The 22,259-nt window shown below is 70.0% G+C and carries 18 protein-coding genes, 2 tRNA genes and 2 pseudogenes; 7 read left to right on the top strand and 15 right to left on the bottom strand.

Annotated elements, in window-relative coordinates:
- Positions 1 to 48: 48 nt before the first annotated feature.
- The 5 genes from ACRQ5B_RS09670 to ACRQ5B_RS09650 form a co-directional block, all read right to left on the bottom strand.
- Positions 49 to 708 carry an NAD(P)H-binding protein gene (locus ACRQ5B_RS09670; RefSeq protein WP_432393517.1) on the bottom strand — a complete coding sequence of 220 codons (660 nt, stop codon included), beginning with the start codon at positions 706 to 708 and terminating at the stop codon, positions 49 to 51.
- Between the two features lie 157 nt (positions 709 to 865).
- Positions 866 to 939: transfer RNA gene (locus ACRQ5B_RS09665), tRNA-Met, on the bottom strand.
- A 60-nt stretch (positions 940 to 999) separates the two neighbouring features.
- Positions 1,000 to 1,070, bottom strand: a tRNA-Thr gene (locus ACRQ5B_RS09660).
- A gap of 252 nt (positions 1,071 to 1,322) precedes the next feature.
- The gene (locus tag ACRQ5B_RS09655) at positions 1,323 to 3,335 is read right to left on the bottom strand and encodes a DEAD/DEAH box helicase (protein WP_432393515.1); all 2,013 of its coding nucleotides are present in this window, start codon (positions 3,333 to 3,335) and stop codon (positions 1,323 to 1,325) included.
- A 432-nt stretch (positions 3,336 to 3,767) separates the two neighbouring features.
- Complete coding sequence (locus tag ACRQ5B_RS09650) at positions 3,768 to 4,421, bottom strand: MOSC domain-containing protein (RefSeq protein WP_432393513.1); 654 nt, start codon at positions 4,419 to 4,421, stop codon at positions 3,768 to 3,770.
- Between the two features lie 180 nt (positions 4,422 to 4,601).
- On the opposite strand from ACRQ5B_RS09650, the gene ACRQ5B_RS09645 reads away from it, so the two are divergent.
- The 4 genes from ACRQ5B_RS09645 to ACRQ5B_RS09630 are packed head-to-tail and all read left to right on the top strand — an operon-like array spanning position 4,602 to position 9,204.
- The gene (locus ACRQ5B_RS09645) at positions 4,602 to 5,264 is read left to right on the top strand and encodes a Tat pathway signal protein (RefSeq protein WP_432393511.1); all 663 of its coding nucleotides are present in this window, start codon (positions 4,602 to 4,604) and stop codon (positions 5,262 to 5,264) included.
- Between the two features lie 2 nt (positions 5,265 to 5,266).
- Positions 5,267 to 6,487, top strand: a complete 1,221-nt coding sequence (locus ACRQ5B_RS09640) for a glutathionylspermidine synthase family protein (RefSeq protein WP_432393509.1) — start codon at positions 5,267 to 5,269, stop codon at positions 6,485 to 6,487.
- The gene (locus ACRQ5B_RS09635) at positions 6,484 to 8,004 is read left to right on the top strand and encodes an APC family permease (RefSeq protein WP_432393507.1); all 1,521 of its coding nucleotides are present in this window, start codon (positions 6,484 to 6,486) and stop codon (positions 8,002 to 8,004) included. Before ACRQ5B_RS09640 ends, ACRQ5B_RS09635 begins: the two co-directional genes overlap by 4 nt.
- 9 nt (positions 8,005 to 8,013) lie before the next feature.
- Positions 8,014 to 9,204: an acyl-CoA dehydrogenase family protein gene (locus tag ACRQ5B_RS09630; protein ID WP_432393505.1), complete on the top strand. Its 1,191-nt coding sequence runs from the start codon at positions 8,014 to 8,016 to the stop codon at positions 9,202 to 9,204.
- A 25-nt stretch (positions 9,205 to 9,229) separates the two neighbouring features.
- On the opposite strand, the gene ACRQ5B_RS09625 is transcribed toward ACRQ5B_RS09630, so the two are convergent.
- The 8 genes and pseudogenes from ACRQ5B_RS09625 to ACRQ5B_RS09590 form a co-directional block, all read right to left on the bottom strand.
- Entirely contained in the window at positions 9,230 to 10,015 is a 786-nt protein-coding gene (locus tag ACRQ5B_RS09625) for an SDR family oxidoreductase (protein ID WP_432393503.1), read from the bottom strand.
- Between the two features lie 5 nt (positions 10,016 to 10,020).
- The gene (locus ACRQ5B_RS09620) at positions 10,021 to 10,695 is read right to left on the bottom strand and encodes a glycosyltransferase 87 family protein (protein ID WP_432393501.1); all 675 of its coding nucleotides are present in this window, start codon (positions 10,693 to 10,695) and stop codon (positions 10,021 to 10,023) included.
- 94 nt (positions 10,696 to 10,789) lie between these two features.
- Positions 10,790 to 11,422: pseudogene (locus ACRQ5B_RS09615) on the bottom strand (glycosyltransferase family 87 protein); the annotation flags it as partial.
- Positions 11,423 to 11,514: 92 nt separating this feature from the next.
- The gene (locus tag ACRQ5B_RS09610) at positions 11,515 to 12,921 is read right to left on the bottom strand and encodes an MFS transporter (RefSeq protein ID WP_432393499.1); all 1,407 of its coding nucleotides are present in this window, start codon (positions 12,919 to 12,921) and stop codon (positions 11,515 to 11,517) included.
- Complete coding sequence (locus tag ACRQ5B_RS09605) at positions 12,918 to 13,424, bottom strand: winged helix-turn-helix transcriptional regulator (RefSeq protein ID WP_432393497.1); 507 nt, start codon at positions 13,422 to 13,424, stop codon at positions 12,918 to 12,920. The genes ACRQ5B_RS09610 and ACRQ5B_RS09605 overlap by 4 nt, the downstream gene beginning before the upstream one ends.
- A 49-nt stretch (positions 13,425 to 13,473) precedes the next feature.
- A complete protein-coding gene (locus tag ACRQ5B_RS09600) occupies positions 13,474 to 14,751 on the bottom strand; it encodes a glycosyltransferase 87 family protein (protein WP_432393495.1) in 1,278 nt (425 codons plus the stop codon).
- 5 nt (positions 14,752 to 14,756) lie between these two features.
- A complete protein-coding gene (locus ACRQ5B_RS09595) occupies positions 14,757 to 15,935 on the bottom strand; it encodes a cystathionine gamma-synthase (protein WP_432393493.1) in 1,179 nt (392 codons plus the stop codon).
- 17 nt (positions 15,936 to 15,952) lie between these two features.
- Complete coding sequence (locus ACRQ5B_RS09590) at positions 15,953 to 17,338, bottom strand: cystathionine beta-synthase (RefSeq protein WP_432393491.1); 1,386 nt, start codon at positions 17,336 to 17,338, stop codon at positions 15,953 to 15,955.
- 132 nt (positions 17,339 to 17,470) lie between these two features.
- On the opposite strand from ACRQ5B_RS09590, the gene ACRQ5B_RS09585 reads away from it, so the two are divergent.
- Entirely contained in the window at positions 17,471 to 18,604 is a 1,134-nt protein-coding gene (locus ACRQ5B_RS09585; protein ID WP_432398735.1) for an SLC13 family permease, read from the top strand.
- Positions 18,605 to 18,629: 25 nt separating this feature from the next.
- On the opposite strand, the gene ACRQ5B_RS09580 is transcribed toward ACRQ5B_RS09585, so the two are convergent.
- Positions 18,630 to 19,031 (bottom strand): VOC family protein, encoded by a 402-nt coding sequence (locus tag ACRQ5B_RS09580; protein ID WP_432393489.1) that lies wholly within the window; start codon positions 19,029 to 19,031, stop codon positions 18,630 to 18,632.
- A 134-nt stretch (positions 19,032 to 19,165) separates the two neighbouring features.
- Between ACRQ5B_RS09580 and ACRQ5B_RS09575 the strand changes: the two genes are divergently transcribed.
- Entirely contained in the window at positions 19,166 to 20,146 is a 981-nt protein-coding gene (locus ACRQ5B_RS09575) for a DNA-3-methyladenine glycosylase family protein (RefSeq protein WP_432393488.1), read from the top strand.
- Positions 20,147 to 20,168: 22 nt separating this feature from the next.
- Here the strand turns inward: ACRQ5B_RS09575 and ACRQ5B_RS09570 are convergent.
- A pseudogene (locus ACRQ5B_RS09570) lies at positions 20,169 to 21,841 on the bottom strand (AMP-binding protein).
- Positions 21,842 to 21,953: 112 nt separating this feature from the next.
- Here ACRQ5B_RS09570 and ACRQ5B_RS09565 point away from each other — a divergent pair.
- Positions 21,954 to 22,232 carry a putative quinol monooxygenase gene (locus ACRQ5B_RS09565; RefSeq protein WP_377973230.1) on the top strand — a complete coding sequence of 93 codons (279 nt, stop codon included), beginning with the start codon at positions 21,954 to 21,956 and terminating at the stop codon, positions 22,230 to 22,232.
- Positions 22,233 to 22,259: the final 27 nt, after the last annotated feature.

The raw sequence follows: 22,259 nt of genomic DNA, 5'->3' as shown, positions 1-22,259 counted from the left end.
CCTACCCGGGGGCGCGCCTGCGCCCCCGGGACCGGGGATTGAGAGGGCCTAGACCAGGGACTTCACGGCGTCCGCTACGGGAGTCGACCCGTCACGGAATTCGATGGTGTGCCCCGCGGTCTTCGGCTCGGCCAGCACGGCAGCTGCGACCAGCGCGACGTTGGCGCGGGCGGTGTCGGTGCCCTCCGAGGTGTCGGCCGGGTTGGTCTCGATCAGGCCGTTGCCCTCGCCGTCGGTCAACGAGCCCGGACCCAGGATGGTCCAGTCCAGGCCGCTCTGGCGCAGGTGGGCGTCGGCCGCCGCCTTGGCCTCGGCGTAGGCGTGGAAGCTGTTGTCCTCCGGCACGCCATGGTCGGGCCCGGCGCCGAGGTACGAAACCATGACGTAGCGGCGCACGCCGGCCTGGTCTGCGGCGTCCATGGAACGGATGGCCGCGTCACGGTCGACGGCGTAGGTGCGTTCCGGGCTTCCGCCGCCGGCTCCGGCAGACCAGACGACGGCGTCGTGGCCGTCCAGCGCCGCGGCGATCTCCGCCGTCGTCGAGTTTTCCACGTCCAGCACCAGCGGGCTGGCGCCGGTAGCGGCGACGTCGTCACGGTGCTCGGGGTTGCGGATGACCGAGGTCACCTCGGCCCCGTCCTTGGTGAGGATGCTGGATAGTTTCAAGGCCACTTTGCCGTGGCCGCCGATGATCGCAATTTTCGTCATCGTTCCATTCTGTCCCACCCCGGCGGCCACCGCACCCGTTGCGCTATCACTTCGGGCAGCTAACCGGCCCGGATAGGCCCCGGAAGTGATGGCGCAACGCCCGGAGGCGGGAAACAGAAAACCCCCGGATGCTTTCGCAGTTCCGGGGGTTTTTCTGTAGCGGTGGGGAGGCTCGATCTCCCGACCTCACGATTATGAGTCGTGCGCTCTAACCAACTGAGCTACACCGCCACGAATGAGAAAACCTGCGTCAAGCCGGTCAAAACCGCCTTGACGCAGGCCCTCATTCAGAGCCCCCACCGGAATCGATCCGGTGACCTCGTTCTTACCAAGAACGCGCTCTACCACTGAGCTAGGGGGGCAACGAGTAAATACTCTACCGGAAGATTCCGCTCCCAACAAATCGGCGCAGCCAGGGGCCCACTACCCCCAAAATCCGCGCCAGGACGGGGATGTGGCGGCACCGGAGGCCCCCGAAATGACGACGGCGAGCCCCTCCCGGCCCGGATGTGACGAAGGCTACGTCGCGCCCGGACCCGGTCCAAGTGGAGGGACAAAGGACGGGCCGGCTCGCGATGAGCCGGCCCGTCCGGGTGGTGCTTAGCTCCAGGTGGTTACCACTTGTTGCGGGGCTTGAAGCCGCCCTCGGTCCGCGGCTTGCGGTCGCCGAAGCTGCGCTCGGAACGGTCGCTGTAGGAGCGGCCGCCGCGGTCAGCGGAGGAACGCTCGCCGCCGTCGTTCTTGCGGAACTCGCGCTTGAAGCCGCCGCTGCCCTTGAAGTTGCCGCTGCCGCCGGAGTAGCCGCCACGGCCGCCGTGGCCGGCGCCGCGGTCCCCGGAGGGCTTCCGGCCGTTGTCCAGCTCCAGGTGGATCAGCTCGCCGCCGATCCGGGTGCGGGACAGGGCCTTCAGCTGCTCGGGGCTAAGGTCCGCCGGGAGCTCCACGAGGGAGTGGTCCGAGCGGATGTCGATGCCGCCGATCTGGGCCGAGGAGATGCCGCCCTCGTTGGCGATGGCACCCACGATGGAGCCGGGCATGACGCGCTGGCGGCGTCCGACGGCGATCCGGTAGGTGGCGTTGCCCTCGGTCAGCGCGCGGGTCGGGCCGCGGGAGCCGAAGCCGTCCTTGGCGCGTTCGCGCTTCTGGTACTCGGGAGCGGCCGGGAGTTCCTTGACAAGCAGCGGCTGTCCACCCTGGGCCATGACGGCCAGGGCGGCGGCGATCTCCGCGGCGGGCACGCCGTGCTCTTCCTCGTAGGAGGCGATCAAGTCACGGAACGCGGCGACGTCCTCGGACTCGAGGGTCTCGGTGATCTTGTCCGCGAACTTGCCCAGACGGAGGGTGTTGACCGTCTCGGCGGTGGGCAGGTGCATCTGCTCCACCGGCTGGCGGGTGGCCTTCTCGATCGACCGCAGCAGGTACTTCTCGCGCGGCGTCATGAACAGGATTGCCTCGCCGGAGCGGCCGGCGCGGCCGGTACGGCCAATCCGGTGCACGTAAGACTCAGTGTCGTGCGGGATGTCGTAGTTGATGACGTGGCTGATGCGCTCGACGTCGAGACCGCGGGCGGCGACGTCGGTGGCGACCAGGATGTCGATCCGGCCTTCCTTGAGCGCGTCGACGGTGCGTTCGCGCTGCTGCTGCGGGATGTCGCCGTTGATGGCGGCAGCCTGGAAGCCGCGGGCGCGGAGCTTGTCGGCGAGGTCCTCGGTGGCCATCTTGGTGCGCACGAAGGCGATGACGCCGTCGAACTCTTCGACCTCGAGGATGCGGGTCATGGCGTCGAGCTTGTGCGGGCCCATGACCTGCAGGTAGCGCTGGCGGGTGTTGGCGCCGGTGGTGGTCTTGGACTTGACCTGCACCTCGGCCGGGTTGTTCAGGTACTGCTTGGACATCCGGCGGATCTGGCCGGGCATCGTGGCGGAGAACAGGGCAACCTGGCGGCCCTCAGGGGTCTGCTGGAAGATCTGCTCCACGTCATCGGCGAAGCCCATGCGCAGCATCTCGTCGGCCTCGTCCAGCACCAGGTACTGGAGTTCGGACAGGTCCAGGGAGCCCTTGGCGATGTGGTCGATCACGCGGCCGGGGGTACCGACAACAACCTGGGCGCCGCGGCGCAGGCCGGCCAGCTGCGGGCCGTAGGCGGAGCCGCCGTAGACGGGGAGGACGGTGAAGTCGTCGATGTGCTTGGCGTAGGAGGTGAAAGCCTCGGCAACCTGAAGTGCGAGCTCGCGGGTCGGGGCAAGCACCAGGGCCTGGGTCTTGCGGGACGGGCCGTTCAGGTCGTGCAGTTCGGCGAGCCGGGACAGTGCCGGCACCGCGAAGGCTGCGGTCTTGCCGGTACCCGTCTGGGCGAGGCCCACGACGTCGCGGCCCTCGAGCAGCAGCGGGATGGTGGCCGCCTGGATCGGGGACGGCTTCTCGTAGCCGACGTCCTGCAGGGCTGCGAGGACGCGGCCGTCGATGCCGAGGTCGACGAACTTGACGCCCTCTTCTTCCTGGCCGGCGTTCTCAGCGGGCTGCTCGGCCGGAGTCTCGGCGGCAGCGGCTTCGGTGGTCTCGACGTCGTTCATACCGGTCGCGGTGGCGGTCTCGGTGTCGACGGAGTGGTCCTGATTTTCGGGCATAGGTGATTCTTCCTCATCCATAGGGGCCAAGCGGCACAACCCGAGGTGAGCGGAGCCGCAGAACGCGTGACGCGTTAACGCCGGGCATCCTTTGACCGGCCGGTCACAGAAGTCCGGCGCTTTCGCAATCCCTGGCAGGACTTCACGCTGCATCTCTTGGCTGCTATCCCAGCAGTCTGTACAGCGTTTTCTTTAGCCGGCTCTCCCTATGAAAATGCCCGCTCACAATGGCGGGCCCCAACACTTACCAGTCCTGCCTCAAAAATTGGGCAGGAATTAGGGATTTCCGGAGTGGGGGATGTTTCAAGTGTAGGTCATGGCACCGCATGGGCGCCAACGTAGAACGGCGACGACGGCGGTGAGCTTGCGCACACCGGCCGGCGCGGCCAGGGCTGAGGCGTATTCAGGCACGGCGCAGGGGTACGGCCCGGTTCAGGCCAGGCGGCCGGCCTGCAGCTTCTCGAACATGCGGTGGTATTCGGGCTGCAGCCGGATGGAGCCGTCGGCCTCGGCGTCGCGCAGGGCATCCGCGTCCTCCACGGTGGGGTCGGCAAACCACTTGCCGACCGTGACGCCGTGCGCCGGGACGTAGAGCCGGTGGATGTGGTCGCCGGCCTGGATGGTGCCGGGCTTGACCACGCGCAGGTACGTCCCCACCCGGCCGGCCTCGGTGAAGCGCTTGACCCAGTGAGCCTCCCCCACCCGGCGCTGGAACGTGCTGCACGGAACGCGCGGCGAGGTGACCTCCACCTCCAGGTCCAGCCCGATCCGCCAGCGTTCGCCGATCACCGCGTTCGTCGCGGACAGGCCCGCCACCCGCAGGTTCTCGCCGAAGTACCCCGGCGGGATGTCCCGCCCCAGTTCCTCAGTCCAGTAGTCGGCGTCGTCCTGCGAGTAGGCATAGAGCGCCTGGTCCTCGCCGCCGTGGTCCAGCCGGTCAGCCTGCACGTCGCCGCGCAGTCCCAGCCGGTGGACCTTGACCGGGCCCTGGACCGGGCGCTTGTCGATGGCGGTGACGCCCAGCCGTCCCTCATCGCTGAGCAACTGGTGTACCACGCAGACGGCGAGCACGGATGCGGTTTCCATGGCACCAGTGTAGGCCGGTGCGGGGACAGAGCGGCCGGGTTTTTGGGCGGTCTAATCCGCTGCGGACCGGCCGTTTGCCGGTTAGGCTGGCTTTCAGAATTCCGCGGGGCCGCCGGAGTGCCGGGCCGTCCCGGCCGGCGCAAGGCCGCCATTCGGAGAAGCAACCACGCAGGGGGAAGCATGGACACGCACGACGGCGGGCGCAGCGCCGCGGACCAGCCCGGGGAACCGGCCGGCGACCAGCCCGCCGACAAGGCTGACGGTCAGGGCGACGCGACCAAGCCCGGGAGGGGTCCCAAGCCGCCACCCTGGCAGGTACCCCAGCCCGAACTCCGGCCCGAGCTGCTGGATCAGGCCGCCACCGCCCCGAGCCCCGGGCCAGGACCGGCGGAGGCCGGCCCCACCGCCGTGTTTGATCCGTTCGAGCGGGACCGCGAACGCGCCGCAGCGGCGCGAAAGAAGCGCTCCCAGCGCCGCACCGTCGTCGTCGGCCTCGGTGTCACCGCGTTGCTCGCCGGCACCATCACCGCCATGGTCTCCAGCGGCGGCGACGACGCCGACTACGCCCAGGTCTGCTTCAACGACGAGACCGGCGAACGCGTTGACGACTCCCAGTGCGGTAACAGCAGCACCGCCGGCCGCAGCTCGGGCGTCTACGCCTGGTACTTCTACTCCCGCGGCGCCAGCGTCCCCGGCATCGGCCAGAACCGCTCCGCCTACCCCAGCTACAGCAAGACCGTCCCCTCCGGCGCGAAGGCCTCCACCGGGTACAGCTCCAAGGGCGGAACTGTCAGCCGCGGCGGCTTCGGCGGCAGCGCCAAGGGCGGAAGCACGGGAGGCTAGGGATGAAACGGCTGCACTCCACACCGCGCCCGGACTGGAAGGCGCGGATCGAATCCCAGGGGCTGGTGTTCTCCACCACCGAGCTTCCCGACGGGAAAACCCTCGAGTACTGGCATGAGGACGCCTACTACGAATTCACCATGGACGAGGTGGAGACGCTGGAGGCGACCGCCGAACAGATGCACCTCATGTGCCTGGAGGCGGCAAAGTTCCTGGCCACCGGGGAGATGGGCGGGATCGGCATCGGCCCGCAGGCACTGGAGCTAGCGGCCGAATCGCTGCAAGCCGGCGACGTGGATATCTACGGCCGCTTCGACTTTGTCTACGACGGGCGCGGGGGGCCGGCGAAGATGCTGGAGTACAACGCGGACACCCCCACCGGCCTGATCGAGGCCGCCGTCGCCCAATGGTTCTGGCTGCAGGACGTCCACCCGGAAAAGGACCAGTGGAACGGCATCCACGAGGCCCTGATCCGGCAATGGCGGAAGCTCCAGTACCGGACCGGGATGAGCACCCTGCACGTGGCCCACGCCGAGGAGGAGGAATCCGGCGAGGACTGGATGACCGCCGCGTATATGCGCGACGTGGCCGAGCAGGCCGGCTGGAGCACCATCGGGATCAACATGTCCGACATCGGCTGGGACCCCAACCTCAACCGGTTCGTGGACCTGGACAACTACCTGATCAGCACCATGTTCAAGCTCTACCCCTGGGAGCTGATGATCAAGGAACCGTTCGGCCAGCGGCTCTTCCAGCGGGCCTCCAATCCCCGCTGGGTGGAACCGGCGTGGAAGATGCTGCTCTCCAACAAGGCACTCCTTGCCGCGCTGTGGCACCTGTACCCGGACCACCCCAACCTGCTGCCGGCCTACCTGGACGGCCCGGGCCCGCTGCGGGAATGGGTCGCCAAACCGCTGCACGGCCGCGAGGGGGACAACATCCGGATCCACGCCGACGGCCTCAGCCTGGAACAGCCCGGAGACTACGGCCGGGAGGGCTGGTGCTACCAGCAGTTCCACGCCCTGCCGGACTTCGACGGCAACCGGCCGGTGCTGGGGCTGTGGGTGGTCGACGGCGAATCGGTCGGCTGCGGCATCCGCGAATCCGACGGCCCGGTCACCGACTACTTCTGCCGCTTCGTCCCCAACACTATCGACGCCCCGGCCCCCGCTCCCCCGGCCGGCCGCAACCAGAATTCAGCCAAGGCAGGTATCGCGCTATGACCATCCCCTCCACGGCGGCGCCCGGAGCCGCGGACGCCGTCCCGGCCAAGGGCCTGCGCGCCGGCATCCTGGACCTGGGCGACTCCGTCATGCTGGGCCTGGCCTCCACGGCCCCGGTGTACTCCCTCGCCGCCACGCTGGGCCTGATCGTGGCCGTGAACGGGAATGCGACGCCGCTGATCCTGCTGCTGGGCTTCGTTCCGGTCCTCTTCATCGCGTACGCCTTCCGCGAGCTCAACAGCGCCATGCCCGACTGCGGCACCACCTTTACCTGGGCCCGCAGTGCCTTCGGCCCGTGGGCCGGCTGGCTGGGCGGCTGGGGCGTGGCGCTGGCCGGGATCGTGGTGCTGGCCAACCTCGCCCAGGTCGCCGGCCAGTACCTCTGGCTGCTGATCGGCGACGGGTCCCTCGCCGGCAACCCGCTGGTGGTGACCGCCACCGGCGTCGTCTTCATCGTGTTCATGACCCTGGTGAATTACCGCGGGATCAGGCTGGGCGAGCACGTCCAGCGCACCCTGACCTACGTCCAGTACGTGTCCCTCGGCATCTTCGCCGTGGCCCTGATCGTCCAGATCGCCGCCGGCAGCCCGGCAGCCTCGGGCCAGCCGTTCGACCCGGCCTGGTTCAACCCGGCGGCGCTGGTCACCGATCCGGGCGCCGCGGTGCACGGGGTGCTGCTGGCCCTGTTCATCTACTGGGGCTGGGACACCTGCCTGGCGGTCAACGAGGAGACCGAGCACCCGGCCACCACGCCCGGCCGAGGCGCGGTGCTCTCCGCGGTGATCCTGGTGGCGATCTATGTCTCGGTGGCCCTGCTGGTAATGATGTATGCCTCGGTGGGTACGGACGGGATCGGCCTGGGCAACGAGGCCAACCGCAGCGACGTCTTCCTGGCGATGAAGGACACCGTGCTCGGCCCCTGGGGCTGGCTGATCGTGGTCGCGGTCCTTGCCTCGGTGCTGTCCTCGACCCAGACCACCATCCTCCCGACGGCCCGCGGCACACTCTCGATGGGCGTGCACGGTGCCCTCCCCCGGCGCTTCGCCCACGTGCACCCGCGCAACCAGACCCCCGGGTTCTCCACTCAGGTGATGGGCGCCGCGGCGGTGGGCTACTACGTGCTGATGAGCGTCCTGAGCCAGAACCTGCTGGCCGATTCGATCAGCTCGATCAGCCTCTTCATCGCCTTCTACTACGCCCTGACCGGGTTCGCCTGCGTTTGGTACTTCCGTGGGACCCTGCGCGCCTCGGCCCGGAACCTGTGGTTCCGCGGGGTCCTGCCCGCCGTCGGGGCCGTGGCGCTGACGGCGGCGTTCGTGGTCTCCGCGGTGCAGATGTGGGACCCGGGCTACGGCAACACCACCATCTTCGGCGTCGGCGGGGCCTTCGTCAGCGGGGTGGTGCTGCTGGCGCTGGGCGTGGTCCTCGCCGCCGCCTGCCGCTTCGCCCCCGCCACCCGGAACTATTTCGTCCGGCCCGCGCGGACGGAGGCCGCGGTCGACGGCGCCCGGCCGTAGGATGGCCGCATGAGCCGACCCGCTGAAGTGTCCGACGTCTCCGACGTCCTCGCCATCGATTCCCTGCTCAGCTTTGAGGAGCTGGCCGTCCGGGAGAAGGTCCGAGACTTCACCCGGCAACGGATCCGGCCCGGCATCGCCGAGTGGTTCGACGAGGGTGTGTTCCCCTTGGACCTGGCCCCGGAGCTCGGCGAGCTGGGCGTGCTCGGCATGCAGCTGGAGGGCTACGGCTGCCCGGGGCGCTCCGCCGTCGAATACGGCCTGGCCGCGATGGAACTGGAGGCCGGGGACTCCGGCATCCGCACCTTCGTCTCGGTTCAGGGTTCGCTGGCCATGACCGCCATCCACCTGTGGGGCTCCCAGGATCAGAAGCAGCAGTGGCTGCCGCGCATGGCCGCGGGCGAGGCGATCGGCTGCTTCGCCCTGACCGAACCCACCGCAGGCTCGGACCCCGCGGCCATGCAGACCTTCGCCCGCCGGGACGGCAGCGGCGAGGACGCCGGCTGGATCCTGGACGGCGCCAAGCGCTGGATCGGTCTGGCGTCCGTGGCGGACATCATGGTGGTCTGGGCCATGACCGACGACGGCGTGCGCGGCTTCCTGGTTCCGGCCGGCACCGCCGGGGTCACGGCCGCGCCGATCCGGCAGAAGCTCTCGATGCGCGCCTCGATCCAGTGCGACATCACCTTCGACGGCGTCCGGCTGGGCCCCGAGGCGCTGCTCCCGGCCGCCCGTGGACTGCGCGGCCCGTTCAGCTGCCTGAACGAGGCGCGCTACGGGATCGCCTGGGGCGCCATGGGCGCGGCCAGGGACTCCTACGAGGCGGCGCTCCGCTACGCGCAGGAGCGCCTGCAGTTCAGCAAACCGCTGGCCGGCTACCAGCTGACGCAGGAGAAGCTGGTGAACATGCTGCTGGAGATCCAGAAGGGGACGCTGCTGGCCCTCCAGCTGGGCAGGCTCAAAGACGCCGGGCAGCTGCGGCCCGAGCAGATTTCCCTCGGCAAGCTCAACAACGTCCGGGAAGCCATCGCGATCGCCCGGGAGGCCCGGACCATCCTGGGCGGCAACGGCATCACCCTGGACTACTCACCGCTGCGGCACGCGGCCAACCTCGAATCGGTGCGCACCTACGAGGGCACCGACGAGGTACACACCCTGGTGTTGGGCCAGCACATCACCGGTCTCGCGGCCTTCCGCTAGCGGTTCGGGACCGGGCTCCGGGACGTCAGGCGGAGAAACCGCCGTCGGCCTTGACCAGCTGGCCGGAGATCCAGCGGCCCTCGGACGAGAGCAGGAACGCCACCGTCCCGGCAACGTCCGCGGGGGTGCCGAGCCGTCCGCCGGGTTGCCGCCCGGCCAGGTCCTGGCGCAGCTGCGCATCCATCCAGCCGGTGTCCACCGGGCCGGGGTTGAGCGCGTTGGCGCTGATTCCCTGCGGTCCCAGCTCCCGCGCCGCGGCTATCACGATCCGGTCCAGGGCGCCCTTGGACGCCCCGTAGGGCAGGTTGAAGGCGGTGTGGTCGCTGGTGAGCGCCACGATCGCGCCGCCCTCGGCCGGAGCCTGGCGGGCAAACGCCGCGATCAGTTGCCAGCTGGCGCGGGTATTGACGGCGAAGTGCCGCTCAAAGCTGGCCAGCGACGTATCCAGGATGCCGGAGTCCACGGATTCCGCGTGGCTGAGCACCATTCCGTGCAGGGTGCCGGCCTCCTCCGCCACCGTGGCCATCAGCACGTCGACGGCCTGCGGATCCTGGAAGTCGGCGGGTACCGTCACCACCGCCGCCCCGGTGGCCTGCAATTCGGCCGTGAGGCGTTCGACGTCGTCCGGCTGGACGCCCCAGGGCATCCTGGCGTCGTAGTCCTGCCAGTAGGTGAGCACCAGGTCCCAGCCGTCGGCGGCCAGCCGCCGCGCGATGCCGGCCCCGAGGCCCGCGAGGCGTCCGACGCCGGTCACCATGGCCGTCCTGCGCTGTACCGGGGCAGTGTCGGCGGCGGCGGGAGTCGGAGTCATGTGATTCAGCCTAGCGCGGCCCGCGCGGCCGCCGGTTCGCGGGCCGGCGTTGGCGCGGTGTGCACGTCGAAGGCGTGGGCCAAAGACCCGCGGCGCAAGGCCAACCGCCAGCACAGCAGCAGAGCGACGGCGCAGAAGACCCCCGCACTGGAGGCCATGATCCAGAGCCCCGGCGTCTGGACGTCGAGGTTCTGCGCGCCGAGGGCCGTGCCGATCGTCTTCGGCGAGAAGCAGAACACCAGGACGGAGATGCCCAGCACCGCGCCCATCAGCCAGCGCGTCCCCCGGTAGAGGTACGGCGTTTCACGCAAGGTCCAGGCGAAGGCAGGCAGGACGAGGGCGACCCAAACCCAGTGGTGGGACCAAGAGACGGGGCTGATCAAAAGCATGGTGAGGGCGGTCGTGGAGATGGCGACCACCCGGGCACCCTGTTCGCTCGCCGACTTGATGATTCCGGCCGCAAGCGCCACCACGAGCAGGCTCAGCACCAGCCAGGGCACAGTCACGGCGTCCTCGGGAACTCCAAAGTGCAACAGCGCGCCCTTGAGTGAGAGGTTGTCCACGTAGCCCGCCCCGCCGATCCGCGAGGTGTCCGGCAGGATCCGGAACCAGAACTCCACGGACTCGGCCGGGCGCAGCAGCGCTCCGAGCAGGACGGTGGTGAGGAATCCCGCACCCATGTTCAGCAGGCCGCGCCAGTCGCTTGCGAACCAGGAAGTAGAGCCCGAAGACCAGCGGCGTCAGCTTGATGCCCGCGGCGACCCCCACCAGGAACCCGCTGCCGGGGACAACGTGGGCCTGGCGGGGGTTCCGTGCCAGCAGGTCCGCCGCCATCAGGCCCATCAGCAGGATGTTGATTTGCCCGAAGGCCAGGGTCTCGCGCCAGGGGCCGAGGTTGAGCACGGCCAGGACCAGCACGGCCGCGGCCCATTGGTTGCCCAGGGACCGGAAAACGGCCCTCCAGTCGGCTTTTGCTGTCCAGTACCGGAGGGCCCGGACCGCGACCCAGAGCGCTGTAAGGACGCCGGCGTTGTTGAACAGGTTCAGGGCGAGCTTCTGCGGCAGCAGGGCCAGCAGGCTGAAGAGGAGGGCGGCGAAGGGCGGGTAGGTGAACGGCAGGCCGGGCCCGCCGGCCCAGTCCACATTGCCCCGATAGAGCTCCGACGCCGCCGGGCCGGCGTCGTTGAGGATCTTCCCGCCGTACCAGTAGACGCTGAAGTCGAGCCCCTGCTCACCCCAGCCGGACAGCCAGTGCCACACCGCGAGGGCGACGGCGGCGAGGCCCAGCGGAAGCAGGGCGGCGGCGAAGGCAACGCCGAGGCGTCGGTGGCGGCCCGAAACCCTGGGCGGCGTCTCCCGGGGTGCGGACGGCGGGGCGTGCGGATAGTCGACGTCGAGCAATGGCATGTGTGGATCCCCCAATAGATGCTGCAGCGGGACGAGGGCGCAGCGCGCCGGCGGCATCTGTGCCCGTCCCCGCCGTTCATCCTACCGAGAGCTCAGGCCGGCACCGCGACCTTGGCGTCGCGCCCGGCGTCCTTGCGGATGGTGGCGCTGATGACCGCCGCGATGGTGCACATGGCGGCTGCCGCGAACCAGGCGTAGGTGTACTGGCCGGTGGCGTCCCGGACGGCCCCGGCGGCCAGCGCGGCCGTTGCTGCGCCCAGCTGATGGGCGGCGAACACCCAGCCGAAGACGACCCCGCCGTCGGCGCCGAACACCTGACGGCAGATGGCGGCGGTGGGCGGGACGGTGGCCACCCAGTCGAGGCCGTAGATGACGACGAAGACGATCATGCTGGGCTGGACCTCGGCGCCGAGGAGAAGCGGGAGCACCAGCAGCCCGATGCCGCGGAACTGGTAGTACACGGCGAGCAGCACCCGCGGATTGAAGCGGTCCGTGAGCCAGCCGGAGGCGATGGTGCCGACGATGTCGAAGATCCCGACGACGGCCAGGAGTCCGGCCGCTGTGGTCTCCGGCATGCCGTGATCGTGCGCGGAGGGAATGAAGTGGGTGCCGATGAGCCCGTTGGTGGTGGCACCGCAGCTGGCGAAGCCTGCCACGAGTGCCCAGAAGGTGCGGACCCTGCTGGCGCGGCGAAGCACCCGGAGGGCCCGGACGGCGGCGTTGACGCGCGGGGCGGGCTCTGCTGCCGGCTCCGTCGCGTGCGGCCCGCCAACACGCTCCGCCGGGGCGGGTGCCGCGGCGGCGGGACGCGTGCCGGCGTCGGGCACTTCCGGGGTTTCGGCACCGTAGGGCAGGACGCCGGCGTCGGCCGGGGAATTCTTCAGGAACTTCAGCACCAGCGGGACCACGGCCAGGGCTCCGGCGGCGATCAGCAGGGAGGCCTGCCGCCAGCCGGGGTGCTGGGCCAGCGCCGCGATGAAGGGCAGGAACACCAGCTGCCCGGCGGCGCTCCCGGCGGTGAGGATGCCGGTCACCAGGCCCCGCCTCGTGGCGAACCAGGTGTTGGCGATGGTGGCCGCGAAGACCAGCGCCATGGAGCCGGTGCCAAGCCCGATCAGCAGCCCCCACGTGAGGAGGATCTGCCAGGACTGGTTCACCAGGACGGTGAGGGCGCTGCCGGCGCCGATCAGCCCCAGGGCGACGGCGGTGACGGACCGGATGCCGAAGCGCTCCATCAGGGCCGCGGCGAAGGGGGCGGTGAGGCCGAACAGGACCAGGTTGATGCTGACCGCGGCGGAGAGGACCGTGGTGGACCAGCCGAACTCCTGCTGCAGCGGGACCATCAGCACGCCGGGAGCTGCCCTGAAGCCTGCCGCGCCGACGAGGGCCAGGAACGCGACGGCCGCCACCGTCCATGCGGGGTGGATCCGGTGCCGGCGGCCCGACGGCGGCCGGGTCGACGCGGCGACGTCGGGGGAACCGGCGGCCCGGGCGCTCATGCCGCGGCGCCGTTCCGCGGGGCGGTGGCCAGCGGGACGGGCTGGTCTGTCCGGGTGAGGCTGTGCCAGCTGGTATTGCCGGCGGTCAGCCGCTCGCCGCAGCCGGTGCAGGTGTCGGCGGAGCTGGTCCGCTGCCCGCAGCCGGTGTGGACCACGAACATGTGCGCCTCCGGGGTGGGGGCCGGCAGGTGTTTTTCGGCCCAGATGACGACGGCGTTGAGCACCGGGAGGGCGTCCTGGCCCTTGGCGGTGAGCACGTATTCCTCCCGGCTCCGGCCGCCGTCGTCGTAGGGGCGCCGGGTGAGCAGTCCGGCGTCGACGAGCGCCGCGAGCCGCCGGGTCAGCACCGAGTCGGAGGCGCCCAGCCGGTCCTTGATCGCATCGAACCGGCCGTTGCCGAAGAAGATCTCGCGGAGGACCAGGACGCCCCAGGGGTCGCCGAGGATGTCCAGGCCACGGGCCATGCTGCAGGTGCGTTCGGACCAGTCGGATCTCAGTGCCATACCGGCAGGCTAGCTGACTTCTTTCAAGAAAGCCAGAGTCGGTGAGGTATTAGTCCCCGGAACGCAGTGCGGCGCGGGACGGCCGGTACGCCAGCGCCCAGTAGGCCAGCATCGCGATGCCGCACAGCACGCCCAGGCTGGCGAGGGTGAGCTGCCACTGGGTGTGCGGCCCCTTGCCCCACTCGTGCGCCCCGGCCAGGACGGCCAGGTACTTGGGCGTCAGGTAGAACGCCGCGGCGGTGGCGGCCAGGATGACCCATCCGGTGACCCGCATCCTGCCGTTCCGGGAGGGCACACGGTGGATGGCGAAGCCCAGGCAGGGCAGCGCGACGGCCATCCAGACCCAGTGGTGGGACCAGGAGACGGGGCTGACCAACAGCATCAGCACGGCGGTGGCGGAGACGGCCACGAAGTTCTCTTCGGCGGCCAGCGCCCAGCGGATGACCAGCGCGGCCACGGAGGCCAGCGCCAGCGACAGCACCAGCCAGAGCAGGGTGGTGGAGGTGGCGTCCGGCAGGCCCAGGTGCAGCAGCAGGCCCTTGACCGAGAGGTTGTCCACGTAGCCCGGGCCGCCGATGCGGCCGGTGTCCGGGAGGATCTTGGTCCAGAAGGTGACCGAGGCGGCGGGCAGCAGCGCCCAGGCCAGGGCAATCGAGCCGAAGAAGCCGGCCGCCATCCAGGCCAGGGCCTTGAAGTCCCGGCGGACCAGGAAGTACAGCCCGAACGCCAGCGGGGTCAGCTTGATGCCTGCGGCAATGCCGATCAGCAGCCCCGCGGGCCAGCGCAGCTCCCCGGCGCGGGACTTTCCGTACAGGGCGAAGTCGGCCAGGATCAGGCCCATCAGGATGATGTTGATCTGGCCGAAGTCGAAGGTGTCCCGCCAGGGCCCCAGCAGCAGCACCGCGGCGGTCCCGGCCAGGGTCACGGAGCGGAACCGCCAGTCAGCGGCCGCGTCCCGCCACCGGCCCAGTCCGAAGTAGTGCCGGGTCAGCCAGGCGGAGACCACGAGGGCGCCCAGGAGCGCCGTCGCCGTGAAGACCGTGCTGCCGCCGGCGGACCCCAGCAGGGCCATCGCGGCGAAGACCAGGGCCGCGAACGGCGGGTAGGTGAACGGCAGCCCTTCCCGGGGTGCGTAGAGTTCGTTCACCCCGGTCTCGCCGGTCTGCAGCACGCGGTTGCCGCCGTAGAAGTAGACCTCGAAGTCGTTCATGAGCGGCTCGTACGCCGTGTAGAGGACCACCAGCGCGACGACGACGGCGGCCGCACCAGCCGCCGTCGCGAGCCAGCCGCGCAGCGGGGTGCGGGCCCGCGTGGAGAGAACGGACACCGGCGTTAGCTGCCCGGCTGGAGCCGGGAGAAGGCCTGCTCGAGGTCCGCGATCAGGTCCTCCACGTCCTCGATGCCGCAGGAGAGCCGGAGCAGGTTCTCCGGGACGGCCAGCTCGGTGCCCTTGACGGAGGCGTGCGTCATCTCGGAGGGGTAGTTCATCAGCGACTCGATGCCGCCGAGGGATTCGGCCAGCGTGAACACGGACGTGGATTCCGCCACCGTCCGGGCCGCCGCTTCGCCGCCCTTGAACTGGACGGAGACCATGCCGCCGAACTTCTTCATCTGCTTCTTCGCCAGCTCGTGGCCGGGGTGCGAGGGAAGGCCCGGGTAGAGCACGGCCTCCACCTCGGGCCGCTGCAGCAGCCATTCGGCCACGGCCTGGGCGTTGTCGCTGTGCCGGTCCATCCGCACGCCGAGGGTCTTCAGCCCGCGGGTGGTCAGGAAGGCGTCCATCGGGCCGGACACGGCGCCGACGGCGAACTGCACGAAGCCGATCTTCTCGGCCAGCTCCGGGTCGTTGACCACGATCGCGCCGCCGACGACGTCGGAGTGGCCGCCGATGTACTTGGTGGTGGAGTGCACGACGACGTCGGCCCCCAGCGCCAGCGGGTTCTGCAGGTACGGGGACGCGAAGGTGTTGTCCACGACCAGGAGGGCCCCGGCGTCGTGCGCCACGGTGGCGAGCGCGGCGATGTCGGTGATCTTCATCATCGGGTTGGACGGGGTCTCCACCCAGACCAGCCGGGTCGGGTTGGCGGCGACCGCGGCGGCGACGGCGTCCAGGTCGGACATGTCCACCGGGGTGTTGCCGATCCCCCACTCGCCGAGGACACGGCTGATCAGGCGGTAGGTTCCGCCGTAGGCGTCGTTGCCGAGAACGATGTGGTCCCCGGGCCGGGTCAGGGCGCGGATCATCGAGTCCTCGGCGGCCAGGCCGGAACCGAAGGAGTAGGCGTGCGATCCGCCCTCGAGGGCGGCGAGCTGCTCCTGCAGCGCGTCCCGGGTGGGGTTGCCGCCGCGGCCGTACTCGTAGCCGGAGCGGAGTCCGCCGATGCCGTCCTGGGCATAGGTGGAGGAGAAGTGCAGCGGCGGGACCACGGCGCCGGTGCGCGGCTCGAAGGCCTGGCCGGCGTGGACGGCGCGGGTGTTGAAGCCTGCGGGGGTGCTGTCAGACGAGGACATGGGACTCCTTGGAGGTGTCAGTTGCTGAGGTAGGCGAGGAGGTCGTGGCGGGTGAGGATGCCCACCGGCGCGCCGACGAAGGTCACCATCAGGGTGTCCGCGTCGGAGAGGAGTTCGCGGGCGGTCGAGATCGATTCGAGCGAACCGATCACCGGCAGGCGGGGCTCCATGTGTTCGGAGATCTTGTCCGTGAGGGCGGCCTCGCCGCGGAACAGCTTGGCGGTCAGCGTGCGTTCGTCGACGGAGCCGAGGACCTCGCCCATCACCACCGGCGGTTCCTGCGAGAGGACCGGGATGTGCGAGACGCCGTACTCGTTCATGATGTTGATGACGTCGCGGACGGACTCGTTCGGGTGGATGTGCACCAGGTCGGGCAGTTCCCCGGTCTTGGCCTTGAGCACCTCTTCCACGGAGGCCTCGTCGCCGCTGGCGAGGAAGCCGTAGGAGCGCATCCACTGGTCGTTGAAGATCTTGGCCAGGTAGCCGCGGCCGGAGTCGGGCAGGATGACCACCACGACGGCGTCGGCCGGAAGCTCCTTGGCGGCCCGCAGCGCGGCGACCACGGCCATGCCGGAGGAACCGCCCACCAGCAGGCCCTCTTCGCGGGCCAGGCGGCGGGTCATGGCGAAGGAGTCGGCGTCGGTGACGGCAATGACCTCGTCCGGGACGCCCTTGTCGTAGTTGCCGGGCCACATGTCCTCGCCGACGCCCTCGACGAAGTAGGGACGGCCGGTGCCGCCGGAGTAGACCGAGCCGGCAGGGTCGGCGCCGATGATCTTCACGACGCCGCCGTCGGCCTCGGGACGGTCCGCGGAGACTTCCTTGAGGTAGCGGCCGGTGCCGGTGATGGTGCCGCCGGTGCCCGCGCCGATCACGCAGTGGGTGATCCGCCCGTCGGTGTCCCGCCAGATTTCCGGGCCGGTGGTCTCGTAGTGGCTGCCGGGGGCGGCGGGGTTGGAGAACTGGTCCGGCTTGTACGCGCCGGGGATTTCCCGGACCAGCCGGTCCGAGACGCCGTAGTAGCTGTGCGGGCTGTCCGGGGCGACGGCGGTGGGGGTGACGACCACCTCGGCGCCGTAGGCCTGCAGCACGGAGCGCTTGTCCTCGCCGACCTTGTCCGGGACCACGAAGATGCAGCGGTAGCCCTTCTGCTGGGCCACCAGGGCCAGGCCGACGCCGGTGTTGCCGGAGGTCGGTTCCACGATGGTGCCGCCGGGCTTGAGTTTGCCGCTGCGCTCGGCCTCGTCGATCATCTTCGCCGCGATGCGGTCCTTGATGGACCCGCCGGGGTTCAGGTATTCCACCTTCACCAGGACCGTGGCGGCGATGCCTTCGGTGACGTGGTTGAGCTTGACGAGGGGCGTGTTGCCAATGAGGTCCAGGACGGACGGCGCGTACTTCATGACTACCAAGTTACCGTCTTCGCGCCGCCGGGCCGCTCCCGTGCCGTGCGGGGCCCGCACGGGTGCGAGGATTAGCCGGTGAAGCGAAATTCCTGGCTGCCTGCGCTGCGCAGCTACGCGGTTCCCGGCGGCATGCTGCTGGCCGGTGTCCTGGCGCTGGCGGTGGGCCTGCTGCCGCTGCCGGCGTTCGGCGAACTGGCCGACCGCACCGTGCCCGTGCTGGCGTTCGTGGTGGCCATGTCATTGGTGACCGAACTGGTGGACGATGCCGGCCTCTTCCGGGCTGTGACGGACCGGCTGGCGGCGTGGGGACGGGGCCGGGTCCTGCTGCTCTGGCTGCTGGTGATCGGCCTGTCCACGGTGTCCACCATCTTCCTGTCGCTGGATACGACGGCGGTGCTGGTCACGCCCGTCGTCGTCCTCCTGGCGGTGCACGCGCGCATCCCTCCCCTGCCGTTCGCCCTGACCACCATCTGGCTGGCCAACACGGCCTCGCTGCTGCTGCCGGTCTCGAACCTGACCAACCTGCTGGCCCAGTCCCGACTGGGCCTGAGCCCCGCCGGGTTCGCGGGCCTGGTCTGGGCTCCCTCGCTGGTGGGCATATTGCTGCCGCTGGTGCTGCTGTGGCTGGCATTCCGCAAGGACCTGCGTGGCGGGTACGGCCACCAGGCCCCGCACGGGGTCCGGGACAAGGTGCTGCTCTACGCGTCATCGGGCGTCATGATTCTGTTGCTGCCGGCGCTGGTCTCCGGCCTGCCGGTCTACATCCCTGCCGGCATCGCGGCCGCGGCGCTGCTGGTGTTGTTCCTCTGGCGCCGCCGCTCCTCGCTGCGCTGGTCCATGGTTCCCTGGCGCCCGCTGGTGCTCACGGTGGGGCTCTTCATGGTGGTGGAGACCCTGCACGCCAACGGCCTGACCCGTGCGCTGGCGGGAATAGCCGGTACCGGGGACAGCCTGCCGGCGCTGCTGCAGTTGGCGGGCCTCGGAGCGGGGGCGGCCAACGTGGTCAACAACCTCCCCGCCTACCTGGCGCTCGAGCCGGTGGGCGGCTCGCCCGTGCGGCTGGCGGCCCTGCTGATCGGCGTGAACCTGGGTCCGCTGGTGACCCCGTGGGCCTCCCTGGCCACCTTGCTCTGGCACGAGCGGCTGCGGGCCCTGAACGTGGAGATCCGCTGGGGCGGCTTCGCCCTGGCCGGCCTCGCCGCCGTCGTCCTCACGCTGCCGCTGGCGGTCGTGGCGCTCTGGCTGACCAGCGGGATGCACTGACCCTGTCCTGTTACTGACCGCTGCCCTAACCGCCGGCGGCATCCCCGGCGGGTGCGGCGTTCTGCCACAGTCCCACCACGTTTCCCTCGGTGTCCGTGAAGTAGGCGTTCCAGCCGGAGCCCGGTACCTCCATCTTGCCGCGCAGGACGGCGCCGCCGCGGGCGGCGATGTCGCGGAGGGCGGCGTCGATGTCCTCGACGTCGATGGTGACCACGGGCGCGCGCAGCTCGCCGCGGCGGAAGATCCCGCCGTTGATAGACCCCGTCACCGCCGGCCGGCCGTGCTCGTCCATGGGCGTGGTCAGCGCCAGGCTGTACTCCATTTCCGGCATCACCTGAAAGGTCCAGCCGAACACCGCCTTGTAGAAACCGCGGGCCCGGTCCTCGTCGTCCGCGGGAAGTTCAAAGTGCACCACGCCGCCGCCCATGAGCCGCTCCTGTCCCTCCGGGGTCCGCGCATTCGGCCCGGACCAGCTTCTCCTGGTGGGATTGTAGGGCCGGGATGACGCCGCCGGTCAGGGCCGTTCGACTCGGCGTCGGAGCTCCGTGGGAACATGGAAGCATGACCACCGCAGAACTGTCCGCCGGCGCGTCCGCGTCCGCGGATGCCTCGCTGCGCTGGCGTCCGGGCGGCCCGTTCGATCTGCTGCAGACCATCAGCCCGCTGCGCCGTGGCCACGGAGATCCGGCCGTCAAGGTCGCTGCCGACGGCGTGTGGCTGGCCTTTACCACTGCGGCCGGTCCGGCCAGCCTGCGCCTGGTGTCCCAGGGACCGGCGTCGGATCCTGTGGTCGATGCCCGGGCCTGGGGTCCCGGCGCGGAGGAGGCCGTCGCGGCCGTTCCCCGGCTGCTGGGCGGCGACGACGACTGGACGGACTTTGACGAGCCGTCCTTCCACGCCACGCTCCCCCGCATGGTCCGGGACGCCCGCCACCGGAACCCTGCCGTCCGGCTGCCCGCCACCGGTCGCATGGTCGACGCCCTGGTCCCGACCATCATGGAACAAAAGGTCACCGTGATCGAGGCCCGCCGCGGCTACCGCTACTTGGTCTACCGCTTCGGGACACCGGCGCCGGGTGCGGGCACCGTGGCCCCGGCCACCCTGATGGTCCAGCCCACGCCCCGGCAGTGGCTCGCCATTCCGTCGTGGGAGTGGCACAAGGCGGGCGTCGGACCGCAGCGCTCGGACACGGCCATGCGCGTCCTCCGCTCCGCCGCGGCCCTCGAACGGCTGGCCGGGCTGCCCTCGGCCGAGGCCGCCACCAAACTGCAGACCCTCCCGGGGGTCGGGATCTGGACCGCGGCCGAGGTGGTGCAGCGGACCCACGGCTGTCCCGATTCGATCGCGCTGGGCGACTACCACCTCGCCGCCTACGTGGGCGCGGCCCTCACCGGCCGGCGCACCGACGACGCCGGGATGATCCGGCTGCTGGCGCCCTGGGCCGGGCACCGCCAGCGGGTGGTCCGGATGATCGGGCTCAGCGGGTTCCGGAAACCCGTTTTTGGCCCGCGGATGACCATCCAGGACCACCGGCACCATTAGGACCCGCCGGCGGGGACCCGGGTCAGAGGCCCAGGCGCGCCACGGCCTCCTGCCGCATGTCGACCTTCCGGATCTTGCCGGACACGGTCATCGGGAAACTGTCGCGGACCTCCACGTACCGGGGGATCTTGTAGTGCGCCAGCTTGCCGCGGCAGAAGCCGGCCAGGGACTCGGCGTCCATCGGGCCGGCCTCCGGCTTGAGGACCACGCAGGCCATCAGTTCCTCCCCGTAGGTGGCATCGGGAACGCCGATCACCTGCACGTCCTGGATGTCCGGGTGGGTGTAGAGGAACTCCTCGATCTCGCGCGGGTAGATGTTCTCGCCGCCGCGGATCACCATGTCCTTGATCCGGCCCTCCACCACGATGTACCCGTCCTCGTCCATCCGGGCGAGGTCGCCGGTGTGCATCCAGCCCTCGGGGTCGATTGCCTCGGCGGTCTTCTCCGGCTGGTTCCAGTACCCCTGCATCACCGAGTAGCCGCGGGTGCACAGTTCGCCGATCTCGCCGCGCTGCAGCACCTCGCCGGTGACGGGATCGATGATGCGGCTCTCCAGCTGCGGCATGGTCCGGCCCACGGTCTGGGTCCGCTGCTCCATGGTGTCCACGCTGCGGGTCATGGTGGACACCGGCGAGGTCTCCGTCATGCCGTAGCAGATGGCCACATCGCGCATGTTCATCTCCGCGATCACCCGGTTCATCACCTCGATGGGGCACAGGGAACCGGCCATCACCCCGGTGCGGAGGGTGGAGAGGTCGTAGGAGGCGAAGTCCGGCAGCGCCAGCTCCGCGATGAACATCGTGGGGACCCCGTAAAGCGAGGTGCCGCCGAAGTCCTGGACCGCTTCCAGGGCGGCGGCCGGGGAGAAGCCGCGGCCGGGGATGATGGTGGCCGCGCCATGGCTGAGCGCCGCCAGGTTGCCGATCACCATCCCGAAGCAGTGGTAGAACGGCACCGGCAGGACCACCCTGTCGTGTTCGGTGTAGTCCAGCAGCTCACCGATCGAGTAGCCGTTGTTGAGCAGGTTGTAGTGGGTCAGCGTGGCGCCCTTGGGGAAACCCGTGGTGCCGGAGGTGTACTGCAGGTTGATGGCGTCATGCGCGTCCAGTCCCGCCATCCGGTCCTTGAGCGCGGCATAGGGGACGTCGTCAGCGCGCCGGAGCAGCTCGGCGTAGCTCTGCTCGGCGTCGCTCTCCGGCTCCGCGCCGGTGAGCCCGGGCTGGCCGGCGGGCAGGAAGACGAGTTCCTTCAGCTCCGGGCATTCCGCCAGGGCCTGCCGTGCCATGGCGGTGTAGTCGCTGTTCTTGTCCGACGGCGCAGTGACCAGCATCCGCATGCCGTTCTGCTTCACCACGAACTCGAGTTCGTGGCTGCGGTAGGCGGGGTTGACGTTGACCAGGATGGCGCCGATTTTGGCGGTGGCGTACTGCAGCAGGGTCCACTCGGCGCAGTTCGGGCTCCAGATGCCCACCCGCTCCCCTTGTCGACGCCGAGGGCGAGCAGCGCGCGGGCCAGCCGGTCGACGTCGTCGTTCATTTTGGCGTAGCTCCAGCGCCGGGCTTCACCGCCCGGGACGGCGGCGGCCTCGATGAGGGCGTCATGGTAGGGGAACCGGGCGGCGATCCGCTCAAAGTTCGCGCCAATGGTTTCATCGATCAGCGGGACGTCAGTGTCTCCGGCGGTGTACGCAAGCATGATGTGACGCTACCAACACGCCGTCGGCAAGAGAAGAGGAAAGCGTGGATGTCCTAGGAAATCTTTCGGTCGCCCGGGGCGTCGCGCGGGGACGCCAGCTAGGCTGGAGGACATGAGCGAACCCATTGATCTGCGAGCCACTTTCATCCCCAACGACGGCGAATTCTTCCGCGTGAAGCTTGCCCTCGAGATTGCGATCGACGAGGTGGTCAACGAACCCGGCTGCCTGCGCTATGAACTGACCGAGGCCACGGAAGAGCGGCTGGTCCTGACCGAGCAGTGGGCCAGCCAGGAGGACCTGGACCGCCACGCGAAGGGCAGCGCCCTTCAGGACCTGAACGAGTCCATGAGCGCCCTGCTGGCCGAGCCGGTGAAGGTGGAGCGGGTCTAGCCGCCCCACCCGGCGGGGCAGCCCACC

It is taken from the genome of Pseudarthrobacter sp. L19 (assembly GCF_050859435.1).
Taxonomy (GTDB): domain Bacteria; phylum Actinomycetota; class Actinomycetes; order Actinomycetales; family Micrococcaceae; genus Arthrobacter.
This window is presented reverse-complemented; position numbering and strand designations above follow the sequence as displayed.